Source organism: Filifactor alocis ATCC 35896, from assembly GCF_000163895.2.
GTDB lineage: Bacteria > Bacillota > Clostridia > Peptostreptococcales > Filifactoraceae > Filifactor > Filifactor alocis.
Map to the genome: position 1 here is coordinate 268,604 of NC_016630.1, position 18,552 is coordinate 287,155.

At 31.2% G+C, this 18,552-nt stretch carries 17 protein-coding genes; 14 read left to right on the forward strand and 3 right to left on the reverse strand.

Translation table 11 applies throughout. The features are described from left to right. The first annotated feature begins 109 nt into the window (after nucleotides 1-109). The 7 genes from HMPREF0389_RS01145 to HMPREF0389_RS01175 all read left to right on the forward strand — a co-directional run bounded on the left by HMPREF0389_RS01145 (nucleotide 110) and on the right by HMPREF0389_RS01175 (nucleotide 8,918). The gene (locus tag HMPREF0389_RS01145) at nucleotides 110-859 is read left to right on the forward strand and encodes a C40 family peptidase (protein ID WP_014261905.1); all 750 of its coding nucleotides are present in this window, start codon (nucleotides 110-112) and stop codon (nucleotides 857-859) included. A 187-nt stretch (nucleotides 860-1,046) separates the two neighbouring features. Next, complete coding sequence (locus HMPREF0389_RS01150) at nucleotides 1,047-3,029, forward strand: DNA gyrase/topoisomerase IV subunit B (RefSeq protein ID WP_014261906.1); 1,983 nt, start codon at nucleotides 1,047-1,049, stop codon at nucleotides 3,027-3,029. A 21-nt stretch (nucleotides 3,030-3,050) separates the two neighbouring features. Then, on the forward strand, nucleotides 3,051-5,252 hold the full coding sequence (locus tag HMPREF0389_RS01155; RefSeq protein ID WP_014261907.1) for a DNA gyrase/topoisomerase IV subunit A: 2,202 nt from the start codon (nucleotides 3,051-3,053) through the stop codon (nucleotides 5,250-5,252). A gap of 22 nt (nucleotides 5,253-5,274) precedes the next feature. Then, nucleotides 5,275-6,210, forward strand: coding sequence for a TIGR01212 family radical SAM protein (locus HMPREF0389_RS01160; protein ID WP_014261908.1), 936 nt, complete (start codon nucleotides 5,275-5,277; stop codon nucleotides 6,208-6,210). A 173-nt stretch (nucleotides 6,211-6,383) separates the two neighbouring features. Beyond that, nucleotides 6,384-7,067 carry a phosphoribosylaminoimidazolesuccinocarboxamide synthase gene (locus HMPREF0389_RS01165; RefSeq protein WP_014261909.1) on the forward strand — a complete coding sequence of 228 codons (684 nt, stop codon included), beginning with the start codon at nucleotides 6,384-6,386 and terminating at the stop codon, nucleotides 7,065-7,067. Between the two features lie 210 nt (nucleotides 7,068-7,277). Beyond that, nucleotides 7,278-7,547 (forward strand): ACT domain-containing protein, encoded by a 270-nt coding sequence (locus HMPREF0389_RS01170; protein WP_014261910.1) that lies wholly within the window; start codon nucleotides 7,278-7,280, stop codon nucleotides 7,545-7,547. 15 nt (nucleotides 7,548-7,562) lie between these two features. Then, nucleotides 7,563-8,918 (forward strand): PFL family protein, encoded by a 1,356-nt coding sequence (locus HMPREF0389_RS01175; protein ID WP_014261911.1) that lies wholly within the window; start codon nucleotides 7,563-7,565, stop codon nucleotides 8,916-8,918. Between the two features lie 157 nt (nucleotides 8,919-9,075). On the opposite strand, the gene HMPREF0389_RS01180 is transcribed toward HMPREF0389_RS01175, so the two are convergent. Then, nucleotides 9,076-9,789, reverse strand: coding sequence for a YebC/PmpR family DNA-binding transcriptional regulator (locus HMPREF0389_RS01180; RefSeq protein WP_014261912.1), 714 nt, complete (start codon nucleotides 9,787-9,789; stop codon nucleotides 9,076-9,078). Nucleotides 9,790-9,957: 168 nt separating this feature from the next. Between HMPREF0389_RS01180 and HMPREF0389_RS01185 the strand changes: the two genes are divergently transcribed. The 7 genes from HMPREF0389_RS01185 (at nucleotide 9,958) to HMPREF0389_RS01215 (ending at nucleotide 15,523) form a co-directional block, all read left to right on the forward strand. Next, nucleotides 9,958-10,347 (forward strand): DUF3783 domain-containing protein, encoded by a 390-nt coding sequence (locus HMPREF0389_RS01185; RefSeq protein WP_014261913.1) that lies wholly within the window; start codon nucleotides 9,958-9,960, stop codon nucleotides 10,345-10,347. Nucleotides 10,348-10,393: 46 nt separating this feature from the next. Next, nucleotides 10,394-11,275, forward strand: a complete 882-nt coding sequence (locus HMPREF0389_RS01190; protein WP_014261914.1) for an RluA family pseudouridine synthase — start codon at nucleotides 10,394-10,396, stop codon at nucleotides 11,273-11,275. Between the two features lie 68 nt (nucleotides 11,276-11,343). Beyond that, nucleotides 11,344-11,772 carry a prepilin-type N-terminal cleavage/methylation domain-containing protein gene (locus HMPREF0389_RS01195; protein ID WP_014261915.1) on the forward strand — a complete coding sequence of 143 codons (429 nt, stop codon included), beginning with the start codon at nucleotides 11,344-11,346 and terminating at the stop codon, nucleotides 11,770-11,772. 1 nt (nucleotide 11,773) lies between these two features. After that, nucleotides 11,774-12,445, forward strand: coding sequence for an RluA family pseudouridine synthase (locus tag HMPREF0389_RS01200; RefSeq protein ID WP_014261916.1), 672 nt, complete (start codon nucleotides 11,774-11,776; stop codon nucleotides 12,443-12,445). 111 nt (nucleotides 12,446-12,556) lie between these two features. Further along, nucleotides 12,557-12,988, forward strand: a complete 432-nt coding sequence (locus HMPREF0389_RS01205; protein WP_014261917.1) for a Fur family transcriptional regulator — start codon at nucleotides 12,557-12,559, stop codon at nucleotides 12,986-12,988. 47 nt (nucleotides 12,989-13,035) lie between these two features. Then, entirely contained in the window at nucleotides 13,036-14,739 is a 1,704-nt protein-coding gene (gene argS, locus HMPREF0389_RS01210; RefSeq protein WP_014261918.1) for an arginine--tRNA ligase, read from the forward strand. A 37-nt stretch (nucleotides 14,740-14,776) separates the two neighbouring features. Further along, nucleotides 14,777-15,523, forward strand: coding sequence for a hypothetical protein (locus tag HMPREF0389_RS01215; protein WP_014261919.1), 747 nt, complete (start codon nucleotides 14,777-14,779; stop codon nucleotides 15,521-15,523). A gap of 13 nt (nucleotides 15,524-15,536) precedes the next feature. Here the strand turns inward: HMPREF0389_RS01215 and HMPREF0389_RS01220 are convergent, their stop codons facing one another. Together HMPREF0389_RS01220 and pyk are read right to left on the reverse strand one after the other, a co-directional pair. Continuing rightward, nucleotides 15,537-16,655: a tyrosine-type recombinase/integrase gene (locus tag HMPREF0389_RS01220; protein ID WP_014261920.1), complete on the reverse strand. Its 1,119-nt coding sequence runs from the start codon at nucleotides 16,653-16,655 to the stop codon at nucleotides 15,537-15,539. 132 nt (nucleotides 16,656-16,787) lie between these two features. After that, a complete protein-coding gene (gene pyk, locus HMPREF0389_RS01225; protein ID WP_014261921.1) occupies nucleotides 16,788-18,536 on the reverse strand; it encodes a pyruvate kinase in 1,749 nt (582 codons plus the stop codon). Nucleotides 18,537-18,552 lie beyond the last annotated feature (16 nt).

An 18,552-nucleotide genomic window follows, 5' to 3' on the forward strand; every position in this document is an offset into this window, starting at 1 on the left:
TCCCTCAATTCTTGAAAAAGCAAGATAGCTGTAGTATTATGACAATGGTTACAAAATAATTACAAAATAAAAATAGAGTAGTCTATGATTATTTTTAGGAGGATATTTTATGAAAAGACACGGCAGTCTGTCAAAACGTTTGAGTGTCATATTATGTACAGGAATGTTAATTGGATTTTTACCGGGAGAAATTTCAGCAAATCAAAATATAGTTGATCCCGATGTTTCTTATTTAGCTCAAGATGAAGCGGAATTGTATTATGAAACTTCTTCAAAACAAGTAATTTCTTTACTATCAAAAGGTGATAGCGTTATTGTTACTGACAAAGGGAAAGAATATTCAAAAGTTCTACTGGAAAACGGTCAGTCAGGATATATAAAAAATGAATTGTTAACGGATAGTATTAAAGTTTCAGAAGATGAAGATTCACAAGAAGCTACTTCCAGAGGTTTGTTTCGAGATAAAAAAATTGAAAACAAAAATAGTGCTTCTCTTATTTCTTTTGCAAAAGGGAAATTAGGTTCTCCATATTCTTATGGTTCCAGGGGACCAAATAAATTTGATTGTTCCGGTTTCGTTGGATATTCTTACGAAAAAGCTCTTGGTATAAAGTTGCCTAGAGATTCCAGATCGATGAGTGTGACAGGAGTTTCTATTAAAAAAAGTGATCTTCAAGAAGGAGATTTAGTATTTTTTCATACCGGTGGCGGAAACAGAGTTTCTCATGTAGGAATTTATATAGAAGATGGAAATTTTATTCATGCTTCTTCAGGTAATGTTCAAAAGGTAATTATCTCCAATTTGAATTTCGGATATTATGCTAAGTGCTATCATTCTGCAAAAAGAGTAATAAAATAATTATTCAATTTCATAGATTAATGTAACAGACTGAATACTGATTGATGATAAAAGTTAATCCTGGTACAGTCTGTTTTTATATTGATGAATCATTTTGGATATGAGATATAATTAGTAAAATTTTATGGTATAATGTACAGCGAAGTGTATCATGAATTACATATCAATTAGTTAGGATGTTCTATATATGAAAAAAGAAAAAAAACAAAATGTAGATTATGGAAATAATAGTATCAGTTCGTTAAAAGGTCCTGATAGAGTGAGGTTACGCCCGGCTGTTATTTTTGGGTCAGACGGAATAGAAGGGTGTCAACATGCTATGTTTGAAATTCTTTCTAATGCCATCGATGAGGCAAGAGAAGGAAATGGGACTAAAATAAATGTTATTAGACACAGCGACTTTTCTGTTACAATAGAAGATTTCGGACGAGGTGCTCCCTTAGATTTTAATGAAAAGGAAAATAGGTATAACTATGAACTTATTTTTGAAGAGTTATATGCCGGGGGAAAATACAATACAAATCAAGGGAAAAACTATGAGTATTCATTGGGACTAAACGGTTTAGGTTGTTGCGCCACACAATATTCTTCTGAATATATGGATGTAAAAGTAAAACGGGACGGTTATCTTTATCAAGTTCACTTCGAAAAAGGGTATAGCATCGGAGGCCTTAAAAAAGAAAAAGATTCTTCTCCCGGAACCTATACAAAAATTAAATTCAAACCGGATACAGAGGTATTCACGGATATCAATATCACTTTAGAATTTTATTGTGACACATTAAAAAGACAAGCAGTAATAAATAAAGGGGTATCTTTTCATTTGTTTGATGAAATTTCAAACAGTGAATTCAGCTATTGTTATGAAAATGGGATTGTTGACTATGTAAACGAACTGATAGGTGACAATTATATTTCTTCTCCACACTCTGTTTCTTTAGAAACTAAAGGAAGAGATCGTGAGGACAAGCCTTTTTATAAACTCAAAGCAGATATTTGTTTTGCTTTTTCTAATGAAGCAAATCGTTTAGAATTCTATCATAATTCCAGCTATTTGGAACATGGAGGTTCTCCTGAAAAAGCGACCAAATCTGCATTTGTGTCAGCTGTAGATTCTTATATCAAAAAATTAGGAAAATATTATAAGAATGAAAAGAAAATTTCATTTTCAGATATAGAAGATAGTTTACTTCTTGTTATCAACTCATTTTCAACAATGACTTCTTATGAAAATCAAACAAAAAAAGCGATTACCAATAAATTTATTCAACAAGCTTTAACAGATTTTTTGAAAGAACAGTTAGAAATCTATTTTACTGAAAACCAGCAAGAAGGTGAAAAAATTATCGATCAAATTCTTGTGAATAAGCATTCCAGAGAAAGTGCCGAAAAAACAAGAATGGCTATCAAAAGAAATTTAAAAACAACATTTGATCCATTGACTCGTATCAAAAAATTTGTCGATTGTCGAACAAAAAATCCGGATGAAAGAGAATTGTATATTGTGGAAGGTGATTCTGCTTTAGGTTCATGTAAACAAGGGCGAAATTCCGATTTTCAAGCAATTATTCCAATCCGAGGAAAAATATTAAATTGTTTGAAATCAGATTCTGCACGTATTTTTGCAAATGATATTATAACTGATATTATCTCTATTCTCGGAACAGGTGTTGAGATGAACAGTAAACATCTAAAAGATATCGCTGACTTCAATATGGATAACCTTCGTTGGAACAAAATTATTATTTGTACAGATGCCGATGTAGACGGATTTCAGATTAGAACACTCCTTTTGACAATGTTTTACATGCTGACTCCTACCCTGATAGAGAAGGGATATATTTATATTGCAGAATCGCCTCTCTATGAAATTTCTTCTAAAAACAAAACTTATTTTGCATATTCTGAAAAAGAAAAAGAAGCGATTCTATCTAAAATAAAAGGTTCCTACCATGTTCAACGTTCAAAAGGACTTGGAGAGAATGAGCCGGATATGATGTGGGAAACAACAATGAATCCGGAAACAAGAAGATTAATACAAGTAACTGAATATAATCCCGAAGATACTAAAATAGCATTTGATACTCTACTTGGAGATGATCTTCAAAGCAGAAAAGAGTATATTGAAAACTTTGGTCATTTATATTTAGAACAAGTAGATGAAATGTAGGTAGTTAAATAAGGAGTTTCTATGAAACAAAAAACAAAAAAAAATTCTACACAGAAATATATTGAAACGAATAAAAGAACAGAAAATATAGTGGACACATTAAAACAAAATTACATGCCATATGCTATGAGTGTTATCGTATCTCGTGCCATTCCTGAAATTGACGGATTTAAGCCATCTCATAGAAAGTTGCTCTACACAATGTATCGTATGAATCTACTAAATGCCAATAGAACAAAATCTGCTAATATTGTCGGACAAACTATGAAACTTAATCCACATGGAGATTCTGCAATTTATGAGACAATGGTTAAATTATCGCGCGGAAACGAATCTTTATTACATCCCTATATTGATTCAAAAGGAAATTTTGGAAAATCCACATCCAGAGATATGCAGTTTGCAGCTCCCAGATATACTGAAGCAAAGCTAATGCCTCTTTGTAAAGAACTTTTTGGTGAAATAGAAAAAAATACCGTAGATTTTGTAGATAATTATGATTCTACTATGAAGGAGCCGGTATTGTTACCTACTACTTTTCCGAATATTTTGCTAAAAGCCAACAAAGGAATCGCTGTAGGAATGGCAAGTTCCATTCCAAGTTTCAATCTATCAGAAATATGTAACTATACTATCGCATATCTTAAAGATATAAATTGTAACATGTTTGATTTTATTTTAGGTCCTGATTTTCCATCCGGAGGAGAGTTGTTGTTTGATGAAGAAGAAATGAAATCTATTTACGAAACGGGTCGTGGAAGTTTCAAATTAAGAGGAAAATATCGTTATTTAAAAAAAGAACAACTTATCGAAATTTATGAAATACCATATACTACTACCGTAGAAGTCATCATTGAAAAAATAATAGACCTAATCAAAGACGGTACTTTAAGAGAAATTACGGATATTCGTGATGAAACGGATTTAAATGGGCTTAAAATTACGATAGATGTTCGAAAGAATGCAGATGTTGAATCCATGATGGGGAAAATATTTAAATACACCACTTTGGAAGATTCATTTAGTTGTAATTTTAATGTTTTGATAGATAACAAACCTAAAATATTAGGAATCAAAGACATTATTTTTCATTGGCTGAATTTTAGAAGACAATGTATTGTAAGAAGAACATTAAACGAAATGGAAGACAAGAGTAAAAGGTTATTTTTGTTACAAGGATTAGAAAAAATCATCTTGGATATTGATAAGGCAATTGCTATTATTAGAAACACAGAAAAGGAGATTGACGTCCTTCCGAATTTAATGAATGCCTTTGCAATTGAGGAAAAGCAAGCTGAATATATCCTTGAAATAAAACTTAGAAACTTAAATAAGGAATATATCTTAAAAAAAATCAGCGAAATTAAGGAGTTGGAAGAAGAAATTACGAAATTAGAAGAAATATATCATTCCCAAAAATTACAAGATAAGCTGATTATTTCTGAGTTAAAAAAGATTATAAAAACTTACGGTCAAGAAAGAAAAACGACCATAGTATCAAAAAAAGATGTTGTCGTATATTCAAAAGAAAATTTTACAGAAGATTATGCTGTAACGATGTTTTTAACGAAAGACGGTTATCTCAAAAAAATACCCGAACTCTCCCTTAGAGCGTATTCTGAACAAAAATTAAAAGACAACGACTCCATTCTACAACAAATAGAAATGAACAATACAGATGTTTTTATGCTGTTATCTACAAACAACGTACTATATCAAGTAAAAGTAAGCGATTTAAAAGACACGAAAGCATCTTTACTGGGGTTATTTCTCCCTAATTATTTAAAAATGGAAGAAAATGAAAGAATAATACAAATGATTTTTCCTGAAGAGTATGAAGGATATATGGTGTATTTTTTTGAAAATGGAAAAGTTGCTAAAATTAACTTTTCTTCTTATCAAACAAAATCGTTCCGAAAAAAATTACAAAATGTATATTCTACACAGAGTCCGTTGGTTGACTGCTTCCATATCAAGAAAGATGAAACATTTGTTATTTTTACAGATAATTATCGTTGTCTTTCTATCGACACTTCATCCATTCCTGAAAAGATTAGCAGAAGCAGTCAAGGAGTAAAAGTGATTAATCTAAATAAAAATGCAAAAGTAGAAAGAATAGAATTATTGGAAAGTGATGACAGAGAATGGGATTTTTGTAAGACAAAAACGATTCCGTCTTCTGCAAAGAAAAATAAGCGATTGACCACAATTTCTTTCTTATAAAATAAAAAGGAGAACCATTTCAATGGAACCATATTATGTTTATTCCAATTTCCTAAAGGAAAAATATGGAGAAAAAGTATATAGAATCCCAATTAACCTCCCGTTAACTTGTCCGAATCGAGATGGGAAAATCGGAGTAGGCGGATGTACATTCTGTGGAGATGTAGGAGTAGGTTTTGAAAGTAGAAATAATCTGGAATCTGTTGAGGAGCAATTACAAAAAAATATAAACTATATAGGATCTAAATATCATGCCAAAAAGTTTATTGCTTATTTTCAAAACTATACCAATACGTATGTAGAACAATCAAAATTTGAAGAATGTATTTTATCTTCTATTAGAGAAGATGTTGTTGAAATTGCAATCTCGACAAGACCGGACTGTGTTACAGAAGAACAACTCAAATTCTTAAAAACTGTAAATGACAGATATCATATTGAAATCAATATGGAATTAGGTCTGCAAACTGTGAATTATCATACACTAAAAAATATAAACAGAGGACATACTCTGGCAGAATTTATCGATTGTATCATTCGATGTAAAAAGTATGGTTTTCAAACCACTGTGCATATGATTTTGAATCTTCCTCAAGACTCAAAAGAAGATGTGATTGAAGGCGCTAAAATTTTATCTGCTCTTGAAGTTAACGGAGTAAAACTTCATTCGCTGTATATTCCGAAAGGGAGCATAATGGCTCAAGAATATGAAAGAGGACAGTTTCAAATAGGAACTATGGAAGATTATATCGAAAGAGTGGCATTCTTTTTAAGCTATCTATCACCTGATATTGCAATACAACGTCTTATCGGTCGTGCTCCCGAAAAAGATGTTATTTCATGTAATTTCAATACTTCTTGGTGGAAAATAAAAGATTATATCATAGAATATATGAATCAGAACAATTTATATCAAGGATGTTACTTTAACTATTTAGGTGGAAAAATCACAAAATAATTTCGTATATTATAATCATACATTACTATAAATATTCCGTTTTTTGGATAAAATTATATTTTTTATGATATTTAGAAAGAGTTTTTAATATTTACCATTAAAAAACTTGAACATTTTATAAAAAAATCGTATAATCGTTTTGTGTCGAAATATCAATTTTTAAGGGGGATATTATGAAAAAAATTTATGAAGGAAAAACAAAAGATGTTTTTGACTTGGAAAACGGAAATTATTTGTTAAAATTCAAAGACGATGTTACCGGAGTAGACGGAGTATTTGATCCCGGTGCAAATGAAGTAGGTCTTAGGATAGAAGGAGCCGGAAAAGCCGGATTAAAATTAACTAAGTTTTTTTTCGAAAAGATAAATAATGCAGGGATTGCTACTCACTATGTTGATTGTAATATAGATGAATCTAATATGACTGTTCTTCCGGCACGAGTTTTTGGAGAAGGTGTTGAGGTTATTTGTCGTTATAGAGCAGTTGGAAGTTTCTTAAGACGATATGGAAAATATGTTAAAGAAGCGACTCCATTGGATGCTTATGTAGAAGTTACACTAAAAGATGATGATAGAAATGATCCCCTTATTACTGATGATGCTTTGGATATGCTTGGCATCTTAACAAAAGAAGAATATGCTACTTTAGTTTCTATGACAAAAAAAATCGGAGCTATCGTAAAAGAAGAATTGGCAAAAAAAGAGTTGGAACTATACGATATTAAATTTGAATTTGGAAGAGTAGGAGAAGATGCTCATATTGCTCTGATTGATGAAATATCCGGTGGAAATATGCGTGCTTATAAAAATGGAGAGTATGTAGAACCGTTAACTTTGGAGAAGATGATGCTTTCTTAATGGTAAAACATTAATTGTATCTATCAAAATAAAAAGAATCTTATTGATACAATATTAATAAGATTCTTTTTCAATCTAGAAATTGAGTTAACAAAAGCATAGAAAAGAAAACATTTTATTTTATTACAAAATATCGTATAATAGGTCACATATGGTGGTCTATACATAGGTCACATCATTTTTTATGTAAGTAGAAATGGAGGGAACAGATTGAAAGCGGTAATCACAGTAATTGGAAAAGACAGAGTAGGGATAGTAAGTCAAGTTTCCCAAAAAATAGCTGAATGTCAATTGAATATTTTAGACATCAACCAAACTTTAATGGAACAATACTTTACTATGATTATGTTGGTTAATTTGGAACAATCAAAACATGATATTGCAACATTATCAAATATTTTTTCTGATTTAGGAACAGAAATGGGACTATCGATAAGAATTCAACACGAAAACTTATTTGACTCGATGTATCATGTATAGGGGGATTTTTATAATATGAATCGATTTAATATTCAAGAGACGATTAAAATGCTCGATGAACAAAATTTGGATATCAGAACAGTTACTATGGGAATTTCGTTATTGGATTGTTGTGATTCTAATGCTGAAAGGTCTTGTACCAAGATTTATGATAAAATTACTTATTTAGCAGAACATCTTGTATCTACTTCTGATGAAATTGGAAATAAATATGGTATAAAGGTAGTTAACAAACGAATTTCTGTTACACCTATTTCTTTAATTGCAGGAGCTACCAACGAAACAAACTATGTTTCATTTGCAAAAGTTTTAGACAAGGCTGCAAAGGAGACAGGAGTAAATTTTGTTGGAGGTTTTTCTGCATTAGTCCATAAAAAAGCAACACAAAGCGATATGATATTAATGAACTCCATTCCGGAAGCCCTCTCCGAAACAGATTTGGTTTGTTCCAGTGTCAATGTAGGAAGTACAAAGACAGGAATTAATATGGATGCTGTAGCGTTGATGGGAAGGATAATAAAACAAACTGCCTATCTAACAAAAGAAAAAGATAGTTTAGGGTGTGCAAAACTTGTTGTTTTCTGCAATGCAGTAGAAGATAATCCTTTTATGGCAGGTGCATTTCATGGAGTAGGAGAAGGGGATAATAGCATCAGTGTAGGGATTAGTGGCCCCGGTGTAGTGAAGTCGGCTCTTGAAAAAGTAAAGGGAGAAAGCATTCAAGTAGTATCTGAGAAAATCAAGCAGACTTCTTTTAAAATTACAAGAATGGGTGAGTTGATTGGAAAAGAAGTTGCTCAACAATTAAATTTACCTTTTGGAATCGTAGATTTATCATTGGCACCAACTCCTGCGATAGGTGATAGTGTTGCCAGAATTTTAGAAGAAATCGGTTTGGAACAGGTCGGAACACATGGTACGACTGCCGCACTGGCATTACTAAACGATGCGGTCAAAAAAGGGGGAACAATGGCTTCTTCCAACGTTGGTGGATTAAGTGGTGCGTTTATTCCGGTAAGTGAAGATGAAGGCATGATTGCTGCAGCGGAAAATAAAACGATTTCATTAGATAAATTGGAGGCTATGACGTGTGTTTGCTCGGTAGGATTAGATATGATTGCTATTCCGGGAGATACTCCGGCTGAAACAATCTCTGCCATCATCGCAGATGAAAGTGCAATCGGCATGATTAACCAAAAAACCACAGCGGTTAGAGTGATTCCGGTGTACGGAAAAAAGGAAGGTGAAGTTGTGGAGTTCGGCGGATTATTAGGATATGCACCGATTATGAAAGTGAATTCGGCAAAAAGCAATCTCTTTATTGAGCGTGGAGGATTTATTCCTGCGCCTATTCACAGTTTTAAGAATTAATAGCATGAGAGTGTATTTAAAATTTTGAACAATATCATAATCTAAAAAAGATGTCTTCAATGGTACTCTTTGAAAACATCTCTTTTTGTATATAGAAAAAATCCTACGTGTAATAACGCAGGATTAAAATACTCACAATTGTTCAATATTCTTCTAACTATACTTGTTGGTTCGTGTATACCTCTTGGATATCATCATCATCATCCAACATATCCAAAAGCTTTTCCAGTTGTTTTACTGCAGAGCCTTCCACTGCCGTATAAGTTTGAGGAATCATACTCACTTCAGCAGATAGAATATCATATCCTTTGGTTTGGATTGCATCTTTTACTTCATATACGGATGATGGATCAGTGTAAATTTCAAATCCATCTTCTTCAGATAAAAAATCTTCTGCACCTGCTTCTAACGCAACTTCCATCAAGCTATCTTCAGAAATATCATCTGATTTTTTAATCAATATGATACCTTTTCTGTCAAACATGAAAGAAACGCATCCTGATGTTCCCAAATTTCCACCATTCTTATCTAAATAATATCTTACATTTCCGGCAGTCCTATTCTTATTATCTGTAAGAGTCTCAATAATCATAGCAACTCCACCGGGACCATAACCTTCGTATACAATACTTTCAAAGTTTTCTGAATCTCCTGCACCTGTTCCTTTTTTTATGGCACGTTCAATATTATCATTAGGCATATTCATCGCTTTCGCTTTTTCAATTGCAGTTTTTAAGGAAGCATTATATTCAGGATCAGGTCCACCTTCTTTCACGGCAACTGTAATCAAACGCGCATATTTTGTAAATACAGCAGCTCTTTTTGAATCTTGCTTATTTTTTCTACCTTCGATATTATGTATTCTTCCCATAAGCTCCTCCTTGTCTTTATTTATTACAATTATGAATTATACAACAATATACTCTTTTCATCAACACAAAAATAATTTTTAGATTATATTGTCTATATTTTCAAAAATACATTAAATCATGATATAATGTAATGAAATAAAGTTTTTATATAAAGGGGTCTTGATTTTATGAAAAAGATTTTACTGAATGGAATAGATGGAATAAGGGAAGATGAGATTATATCCACGTTAAAATATTTTAACCTGGATCAATATGCGTCAAAAATAACTTCTTCTGATTTAAATCAAAAGGTAGGATACTGTCTTGGAATTGATGGATACGTAAAAGAGAACCACAACTTCTCACAAGATGTTTCTAAAATTGAGTTTGTGTTTTTAGCAGGATTAGATCGGGAAAGTGTTATGAATATCATAAATTATATGAGAGAACATGATATTAAAAGACCAATTTTTTCTATGATTACTCCAACAAATATCGATTGGATTTTAGGAAATTTAATAGAAGATGTTTATGAAGAACATCTCATGATGACACAAGGAGGGGAGTCCGGTAAATAGCGATTTTTCTTCTACTAAAAAATTTGTTGTTTTAGAAGATGAGGGAATGCGATTGGATCAATTTATTTCTTCAAATCTTCCAAGTATATCTCGTTCTTATATCCAAAAGTTGATTGACGAAAAACGAGTACTTGTGAATGGAAAATACGAAAAAAAAAGTTTTTTGCTAAAATCTTTTGACAATATTGAAATTTACATCCCTGAGCCTAAAAGTATCGAAATTTCTCCTGAAAATATTCCGCTGAATATTTTATTTGAAGATAAAGATATTTTGATTGTAAATAAAGAAAAAGGAATGGTTGTTCATCCTGCACCGGGAAATTATTCTCACACGTTAGTGAACGCCATTTTATATCATTGCAAAGGTAATCTTTCTGAAATCAACGGATATATTCGACCTGGTATTGTTCATCGGATTGATAAAGATACATCCGGAATATTAGTGATTGCAAAAAATAATGATGCTCATCAATTTCTTTCTGAACAATTTAAGGAACATTCTATTCAAAGAGAATATCAATTAATTACTTTCGGAAATATTAAAACAACTCATTTATCTATCGAACAACCGATTGGACGAAACCCAAAAAACAGACTTCAAATGGCTGTAGTTCCTAACGGAAAACCTGCCATTACACATTTAACTGTCATTGAAAATTTTAAAGATAAAACATATTTAAAAGCAAGATTGGAAACCGGTAGAACTCATCAAATCAGAGTACATTGTACTTATATAGGCCATCCTTTACTCGGTGATTCTTTATACACTAATAGAAAGTGTGAATATCAATTGCAAGGTCAGACATTACATGCAGGATATTTAGGTTTTGTTCATCCGACGAGCAAGAAATTTATAGAATTTTATTCGCCTTTGCCCGAATATTTTTCTCACATTTTACGAAATGAAACATTAAAACTTCAAAAGTAATCTATTTCTATAAAATAATCGGATATTAATAATTTTTCAAAATTATTTTACATTAGGAGGTTATCTTTATGAACAAAAAGTTAAGTAAAAGAAACGGATTTACACTAATTGAAATTATTATTTCTATTACACTACTGTTACTCATTGCTACATATGGTATGCTGAAATATCAAAATGTGAAAGAAAGTGCTCAGCAAAAATTAGATATTGCAAGTGCTGTCAGTTTTGCAGAAACATTGGAATTAGCATTGATGGATAATCCGAATTGTTTTAACGATAAGCAAATCATACAATCAAATGATCCTATTGTAACAAAATACACTCATTCCATCCTTGCTGCAAAAAGCAAAAAGTACTTCGGTCCGTTCACTGCGACCATAAAAAAATCATCCGCTGATGAATACAGCTTTGAAATTACAGCAAATAATAACAAAGTTTATCCACAGGAAGAATCAGGAAATAACAATACAAACAGTATGGGTAAAACAAAGGAGTAGTATGGAAAAAATACAGGTATTGTATGAAGATAATCATGTTATTGTGGTAGTCAAACCCTACAGAATTCCATCACAAGAGGATAACTCCAATGATACTGATATGCTTACCATCGTAAAAGAGTATATCAAGGAAAAGTATCAGAAACCCGGAAATGTTTTTGTCGGGTTGGTACATCGATTGGACAGGGTCACCGGCGGACTTATGGTTTTTGCAAAAACATCAAAAGCTGCAAGTCGTTTATCCGAACAAATACGAACCAATCAAATTGAAAAAAAATATTTAGCTGTTGTTCATGGAAGTCTTAAAACATCATCCGGTCAATTGGAAGATTTTATAAAAAAATCTTCTTCTAAAAATATTGTATCTGTCTGTTCTAAACATGATAAAAATGCTAAAAAATGTATTCTCAACTATCATGTTATATCTTGTTTACCGGATTATTCTTTGATAAATGTCCATCTTTTAACAGGAAGATCACACCAAATTAGAGTTCAGTTTTCATCAAGAGGTCATTCTATTGTTGGAGATGTAAAATATGGTTCTGCTGAAAAACTGAGAGGTCACATTGCATTATGGGCATATAAGCTATCTTTCTTTCATCCGACCAAAAAAGAAAAAATGGAATTTACTTACTTTCCGGGGGGCCATCCGTTCAATTTGTTTCATATTTAACGTCTGTTAATAAGTAATATTATTTTCTATAATATTTCGAATGCTTTTATAATATCCTGTTTAATGATATAATTAGGAACAATAAACTCAGAAAAGGAGTGTTTTGACGTCATGAGTATATCTTCTCTAAAATCATATAGTGCCTTGCTAAAGACAAAAGGGATTAAGCCATCTTTTCAAAGGGTAAAAATTATGGAATTTCTTCAAAACAATCATATTCATCCCTCTGTAAATGACATCTACTTTGCACTCATTAAAGAAATTCCTTCGCTATCTAAAACAACAGTATATAACACTCTAAACTTAATGAAAGAATGTTCATTAGTAAAGATATTGAATATTGATGAAACAGAAGCTCATTATGACATCAATACTCATCCACACGGTCATTTTATGTGTACGAAATGTGGAGAAATCTGTGATATTGATACCAAATTAGATGAAGGTTCTTGTAACCTTTTAGATGGATATATTGTAGAACATATTGAATTTACATTGTTTGGAATCTGCCCCAAATGTAGACATAGGTGTAGTTCCAATTAATCAGTATTTGTATTTATCTACCATATTACTTACAAAGGAGCATATTTATGAATTTTAAAAAATTAGTATATACATTATTACAGAACATTTTATCTACAAATAACGAGATTGACATCGAATCTCTAATTGAAGTCCCTGCTAATCCGGAAATGGGAGATTATTCATTTCCTTGTTTTAAACTGGCAAAACTGTATAGAAAAGCACCAAATCTAATTGCTGAAGATTTGGTAAAACAACTGCCTGATACAGAAGAATTTGAGTCTATAAAGGCTATTTCCGGCTATATCAATTTTACTATCAATAAAAAATTACTTGCAAAACAAGTGATAGAAACCGTGTTGTCTGAAAAGGAAAATTATGGAAAATCTGATTATGGAAAACATAAAAATGTGATAGTGGAGTATTCTTCTCCAAATATTGCAAAACCTTTTCATATCGGACATATCAGATCTACTGTAATAGGCCACGCTTTAGACAGAATTTATCAATCTGTAGGCTTCAACACGATAGCAATTAATCATCTTGGTGATTATGGGACCCAATTTGGAAAATTGATTGTAGCCTTTAAAAAATGGGGAGATCGTTCAGTCATAGAGAAAGACCCTATCAATGAATTGTTAAAATTATATGTGAAATTTCATGAAGAAGCAGAAGTCCATTCTGAGTTAGAAGATGAAGCCAGAGAATGGTTCAGAAAATTAGAAGAAGATAAAGATCCGGAAGCGGTACAATTATGGCAATGGATTAGAGATATTTCTCTAAAAGAATTTGACAAAGTTTATAGTATGCTTGGAATTGAGTATGATTCACTAGCCGGTGAAAGCTTTTATTCCGATAAAATGCCTGCCATCATAGAACATTTGGAAAACATGAATCTTCTTACTGATTCTCAAGGTGCTAAAATTGTAGATTTAGAAGAGTATGGTATGCCACCTGCATTGATTAAAAAGAAAGATGGATCTACACTATATATTACTCGAGACTTAGCAGCGGCAAAATACAGAAAAGACACTTATGATTTTTATAAAAATATTTATGTAGTCGGTGCTCCTCAAGAGTTACATTTTAAACAATGGAAAAAAGTTCATGAGCTAAGTGGATATGACTGGGCAAATGACTGTATACATGTTGCATTTGGAACAGTCTCTTTAGAAGAGGGTGTGTTATCTACAAGAAAAGGAAGAGTAGTATTTTTAGAGGATGTATTAAACAAAGCTATTGAAAAAACAAAAGATATCATTCAACAAAAAAATCCTAACTTGGAAAATTTAGATGAAGTTGCAAAACAAGTAGGTGTTGGAGCTATCGTATTCCAAGAACTGTCAAATACAAGAATCAAAGATTATACTTTTTCATGGGATAGAGCATTAACCTTTGAAGGAGAAACAGGTCCTTATACCCAATACACCCATGCAAGATGTTGCTCACTATTAGAAAAAGCAAATGTTGATTTAAACACAGATATAGATTTTTCTATTCTTTCTACAAATAATGATGCAATGAAGGTTATTAGAATCATGAGCTCTTTTGAAGATGTATTATTGCGTTGTGCTAAAAAATATGAACCTCATCACTTAACCAGATTTGTATTGGATGTATGTCAAGCTTTCAATAAATTTTACCATGACAATCCTATATTGACTGCAAATGAAAAAGAAAAGATTGCTTATCTTTCTTTGGTACAAGCGAGTCAAATAGTAATCAAAAATGCACTTTGGATTTTAGGAATGGAAGCACCAAGAAAAATGTAATTTAATTTGATGTGAATAGTTTGAGGATTCTTAGAATATGACTGAACAAAAATATATGAATACAGTTTATTATGGAAACGATGAGTTAGTGTATTTGACAACAAGAGCATTATTTTATGATAAACAAAAAAATATAATTTCTATCAATAAAAATCGTTATGTTGACGAATTAAAATTATACAAGCATCTAAAAAAAAAGGGAGTAGGGAGTTTATTAAGCTCTCTAATTCCCATTATATTAGTAAACAATTCTATTGAAACATCTTTTGCTGCTACTTCTCTTTTCTTTCAATGGATAAAGAAGGGGATTACTGTAGAAGAATATGCGTCTATATACCTGTTATGTACGCTGGTGCAAAATAACACAATAGAGAAGGATGATATTTTTAACATTACTCACAATAATGTATTTGATAAACAAGATACAATTCTATTAGAACGTTTGAAAATTAATCTTATCCTTCAATTTGAATCTATTGTAATTCAAATGTTAACCTTTTTAGAACCTGCAAATTTATCATACAACGAAAATTTACTTCTTCATTTGAATGAGGAAACAACACAAACACCTAACAGAATGTGTGAATATTTCTTAAAATTAAAGAATCATCAAATAAATGCACCTGACTACCAAGGGAGCTTTGATATTGGTAAAATTTTCAATTTAAATCAGGGAGATTGTATCAATGATTCTTTATTGGGTCAATTGTCCGTTTCTTCTAAATCAGAAAATGAATTGGAATTAGAAACAAAACGTGGAATTGTCGTATTATGTCGCAACTAATTTTAAATATCATCTATTGTTTCTCTTCTGATTCGTCTTCAATATAATCGATATTTTCGATTATATTTTTTTTTACATTTTTTTTATGAGACGCATAAATTTGTGTTGTTGTTACATTATCATGGTCTAATAAATTCTGTACATCATAAATAGAAAAACCTCTTTCTATGAGAGAACTTGCAAGTGTAGATCTTAATTTATGTGGAGAATATCCTTCATTGTCTCCTAAAACAATCGAAGTATATTTTTTTATCATCTGCCTGATTTGACGACCGGTCATTCGCTTTCCTTGAAGAGATAAAAAAAGAGGATCATTCTCATCATTGATAATTATATGATTTCTCTCTAAATTGATATATTGAAGGATTGAATGTTCGATAGTATCATTAAATGGCATCAATACTTCTTTTCCGCGTTTTCTGAATACAAGAATTTCCTTTCTTTTAAAATTAATTGAGGTGATATTTAATTGTTCAAGTTCTGATAATCGCAAACCAAGAGTAATAAATATCATAATAATAGCTTTATCTCTATATTTTGTTTTTTCCCAATAAATTTTTTCATGATTTGTTAAACCTATACCTGTATTAATAACATGAATCAATTCGTTTGTCTCATCTATAGATAATCTTTTTATTGCATCAGGATTCAATTTTGGCATTTTTATCGGATTAAATCCATCAATCAAATTATGTTTCATTTGTTCATTCCTAAATAAAAATTTAAATAGAGATGTTAGAGAAGACTTTTTTCTGGAAAGTGATTTATTTTGATTTTCAAATATTACCACCGTATCTTCTTTTTTAACTTCATATTTTCTACAATATTCTCCAATATAATAATTAATCTCTCTTGCAGTGATGTTTTTTAAATCGCTTTGTTTAATTTGTTTAACAGATGAATATTCAGTCTCAAAAAACTTTGAATCAATTAAATATTCAAAGAAAGAATAGATATCTATCAAGTATGCATACCTGGAAGAAATGGATACAGAGCCTTTCAAAAAAATAAAATAATCTCTGAAAAATGCTGGAAATTGAATCTCAAGTTCTTCACATTTTTTCATCATAGAATATTCTTTTTCTAAAATATTATGAGGTTTACTTGATTTACTATTTATTTTCATACCCATTTAGAACCACCTTTACTTTTTTACATAACTATTCCCAAAATATACATTTAAGGAATAGTTATGTTCTTTTACAAAGATAATAACAATATTATATCATTCAGTCAAACAGTTTCTTATTTAAAAGAATCTCTACTACACTCCTGTAACATTTCCTTTATATACATATCCTTTTTTAGGAGAAATGGTAATGATTTGTCCATCTTCGATTTTTGCTACAATATTTTTTGCACCTACAATTACGGTCTTTCCTAAACTTAAGCCGACAATTGCAGTATGATTAGTTAAACCTGATTCTTCTACAACAATGGCGGATGCATTTTCCATGTAATCAACCATTTCTTTTTCTGTATATTTTGCAATCAAAATATCATTTTTTTGAAAATCTCTTAAATTTTTTCTAGCAACTCCGATAATTGTCTTATCTCCTATTCCAATTCCCTGAGATAATATTTCTGTTACAACATGGACTTTAATTAAATTGGTGGATCCCGTTTGTCTGGTAGGAACCCCTGCCGTAATAACAACAATATCTCCCGGAAAAATTAACCCTTTAGAAATAGATGCATTAATTGATAAATCAAATAATTCATCGGTTGAAACTGTAATTTTATCTATATTAACAGGAAGAATTCCCCAAACAATTCCCATCTGTCTTGCTACAACGGGAGAATGCATAATGCCAATAATCATTTGATTAGGTCTGTAGCTAGATACCATTTTTGCAGTATATCCGGATTCCGTTGCAGTAATAATAGCTTTTGCTCCAATATCATTGGCAGTTGTACATGTAGCATGGCTGATAGCATTTGTAATGTTCATTTCTCTTGCCATAGACTTTTCCAATAACATGTTTTTATAGTCTAAATTTTCTTCTGTTTTAATGGCGATATTATACATCATTTTGACAGACTCTATCGGATATTTTCCTGAAGCAGTCTCTCCTGAAAGCATAATTGCATCTGTTCCGTCATAAATTGCATTTGCAACATCTGTTACTTCTGCACGTGTTGGTCTGGGATTTCTCATCATAGAATCTAACATTTGGGTAGCTGTAATAACAGGTTTTGATAAAAAATTGCATTTTTTTATGATTCTTTTTTGAACAATAGGAATTTCTTCTGTTGGGATTTCAACTCCTAAATCTCCTCTTGCAAGCATTATACCATCAGAAACCATCAAAATATCATCTATATTATCGATTCCTTCTTGATTTTCGATTTTTGAAATAATTTGAATGTATTCAGCATTTTCTTGTTCCAATATTTCTCTAATAGATAGCACATCCGATGCTTTTCTTACAAAAGATACAGCTATAAAATCAATCCCATTTTTAATCCCAAAAATAATATCCTCCCTATCTTTTTGAGTAATAGCAGGTAAATTTATTTTTACATTCGGAACATTAATCCCCTTATTATTTTTAATAATTCCGGCATTCTGAACTTCACATACGATTTTTTCATTCGATACTTCCACTACCAACATAGAAATCAATCCATCATCAATTAAAATGATATCATCTTTTTTGACATCATGAACCAGATGCTTGTATGAAACAGAACATTTTGTATGATCTCCTATGATATCATCCATATATAAGGTAAACAGTTGTCCTGTACTTAACTCTACTTCTTCCTTACAAAAAATACCTGTTCTTATCTCAGGTCCCTTCGTATCTAACAAAATAGCGATAGGTTCATTTAATTCTTCTCTAACTTCTTTTATGATGTCTATTTTTTTTTGGTGTTCTTCATGACTTCCATGAGAAAAATTTAATCTACATACATTCATTCCATTTTCTGCAAGCAATTTTAAAACTTCTTTTTTTCCACTTGACGGCCCTATAGTACACACAATTTTTGTTTTTTTTAGCGGATTCATACAAATTTATCCCTTC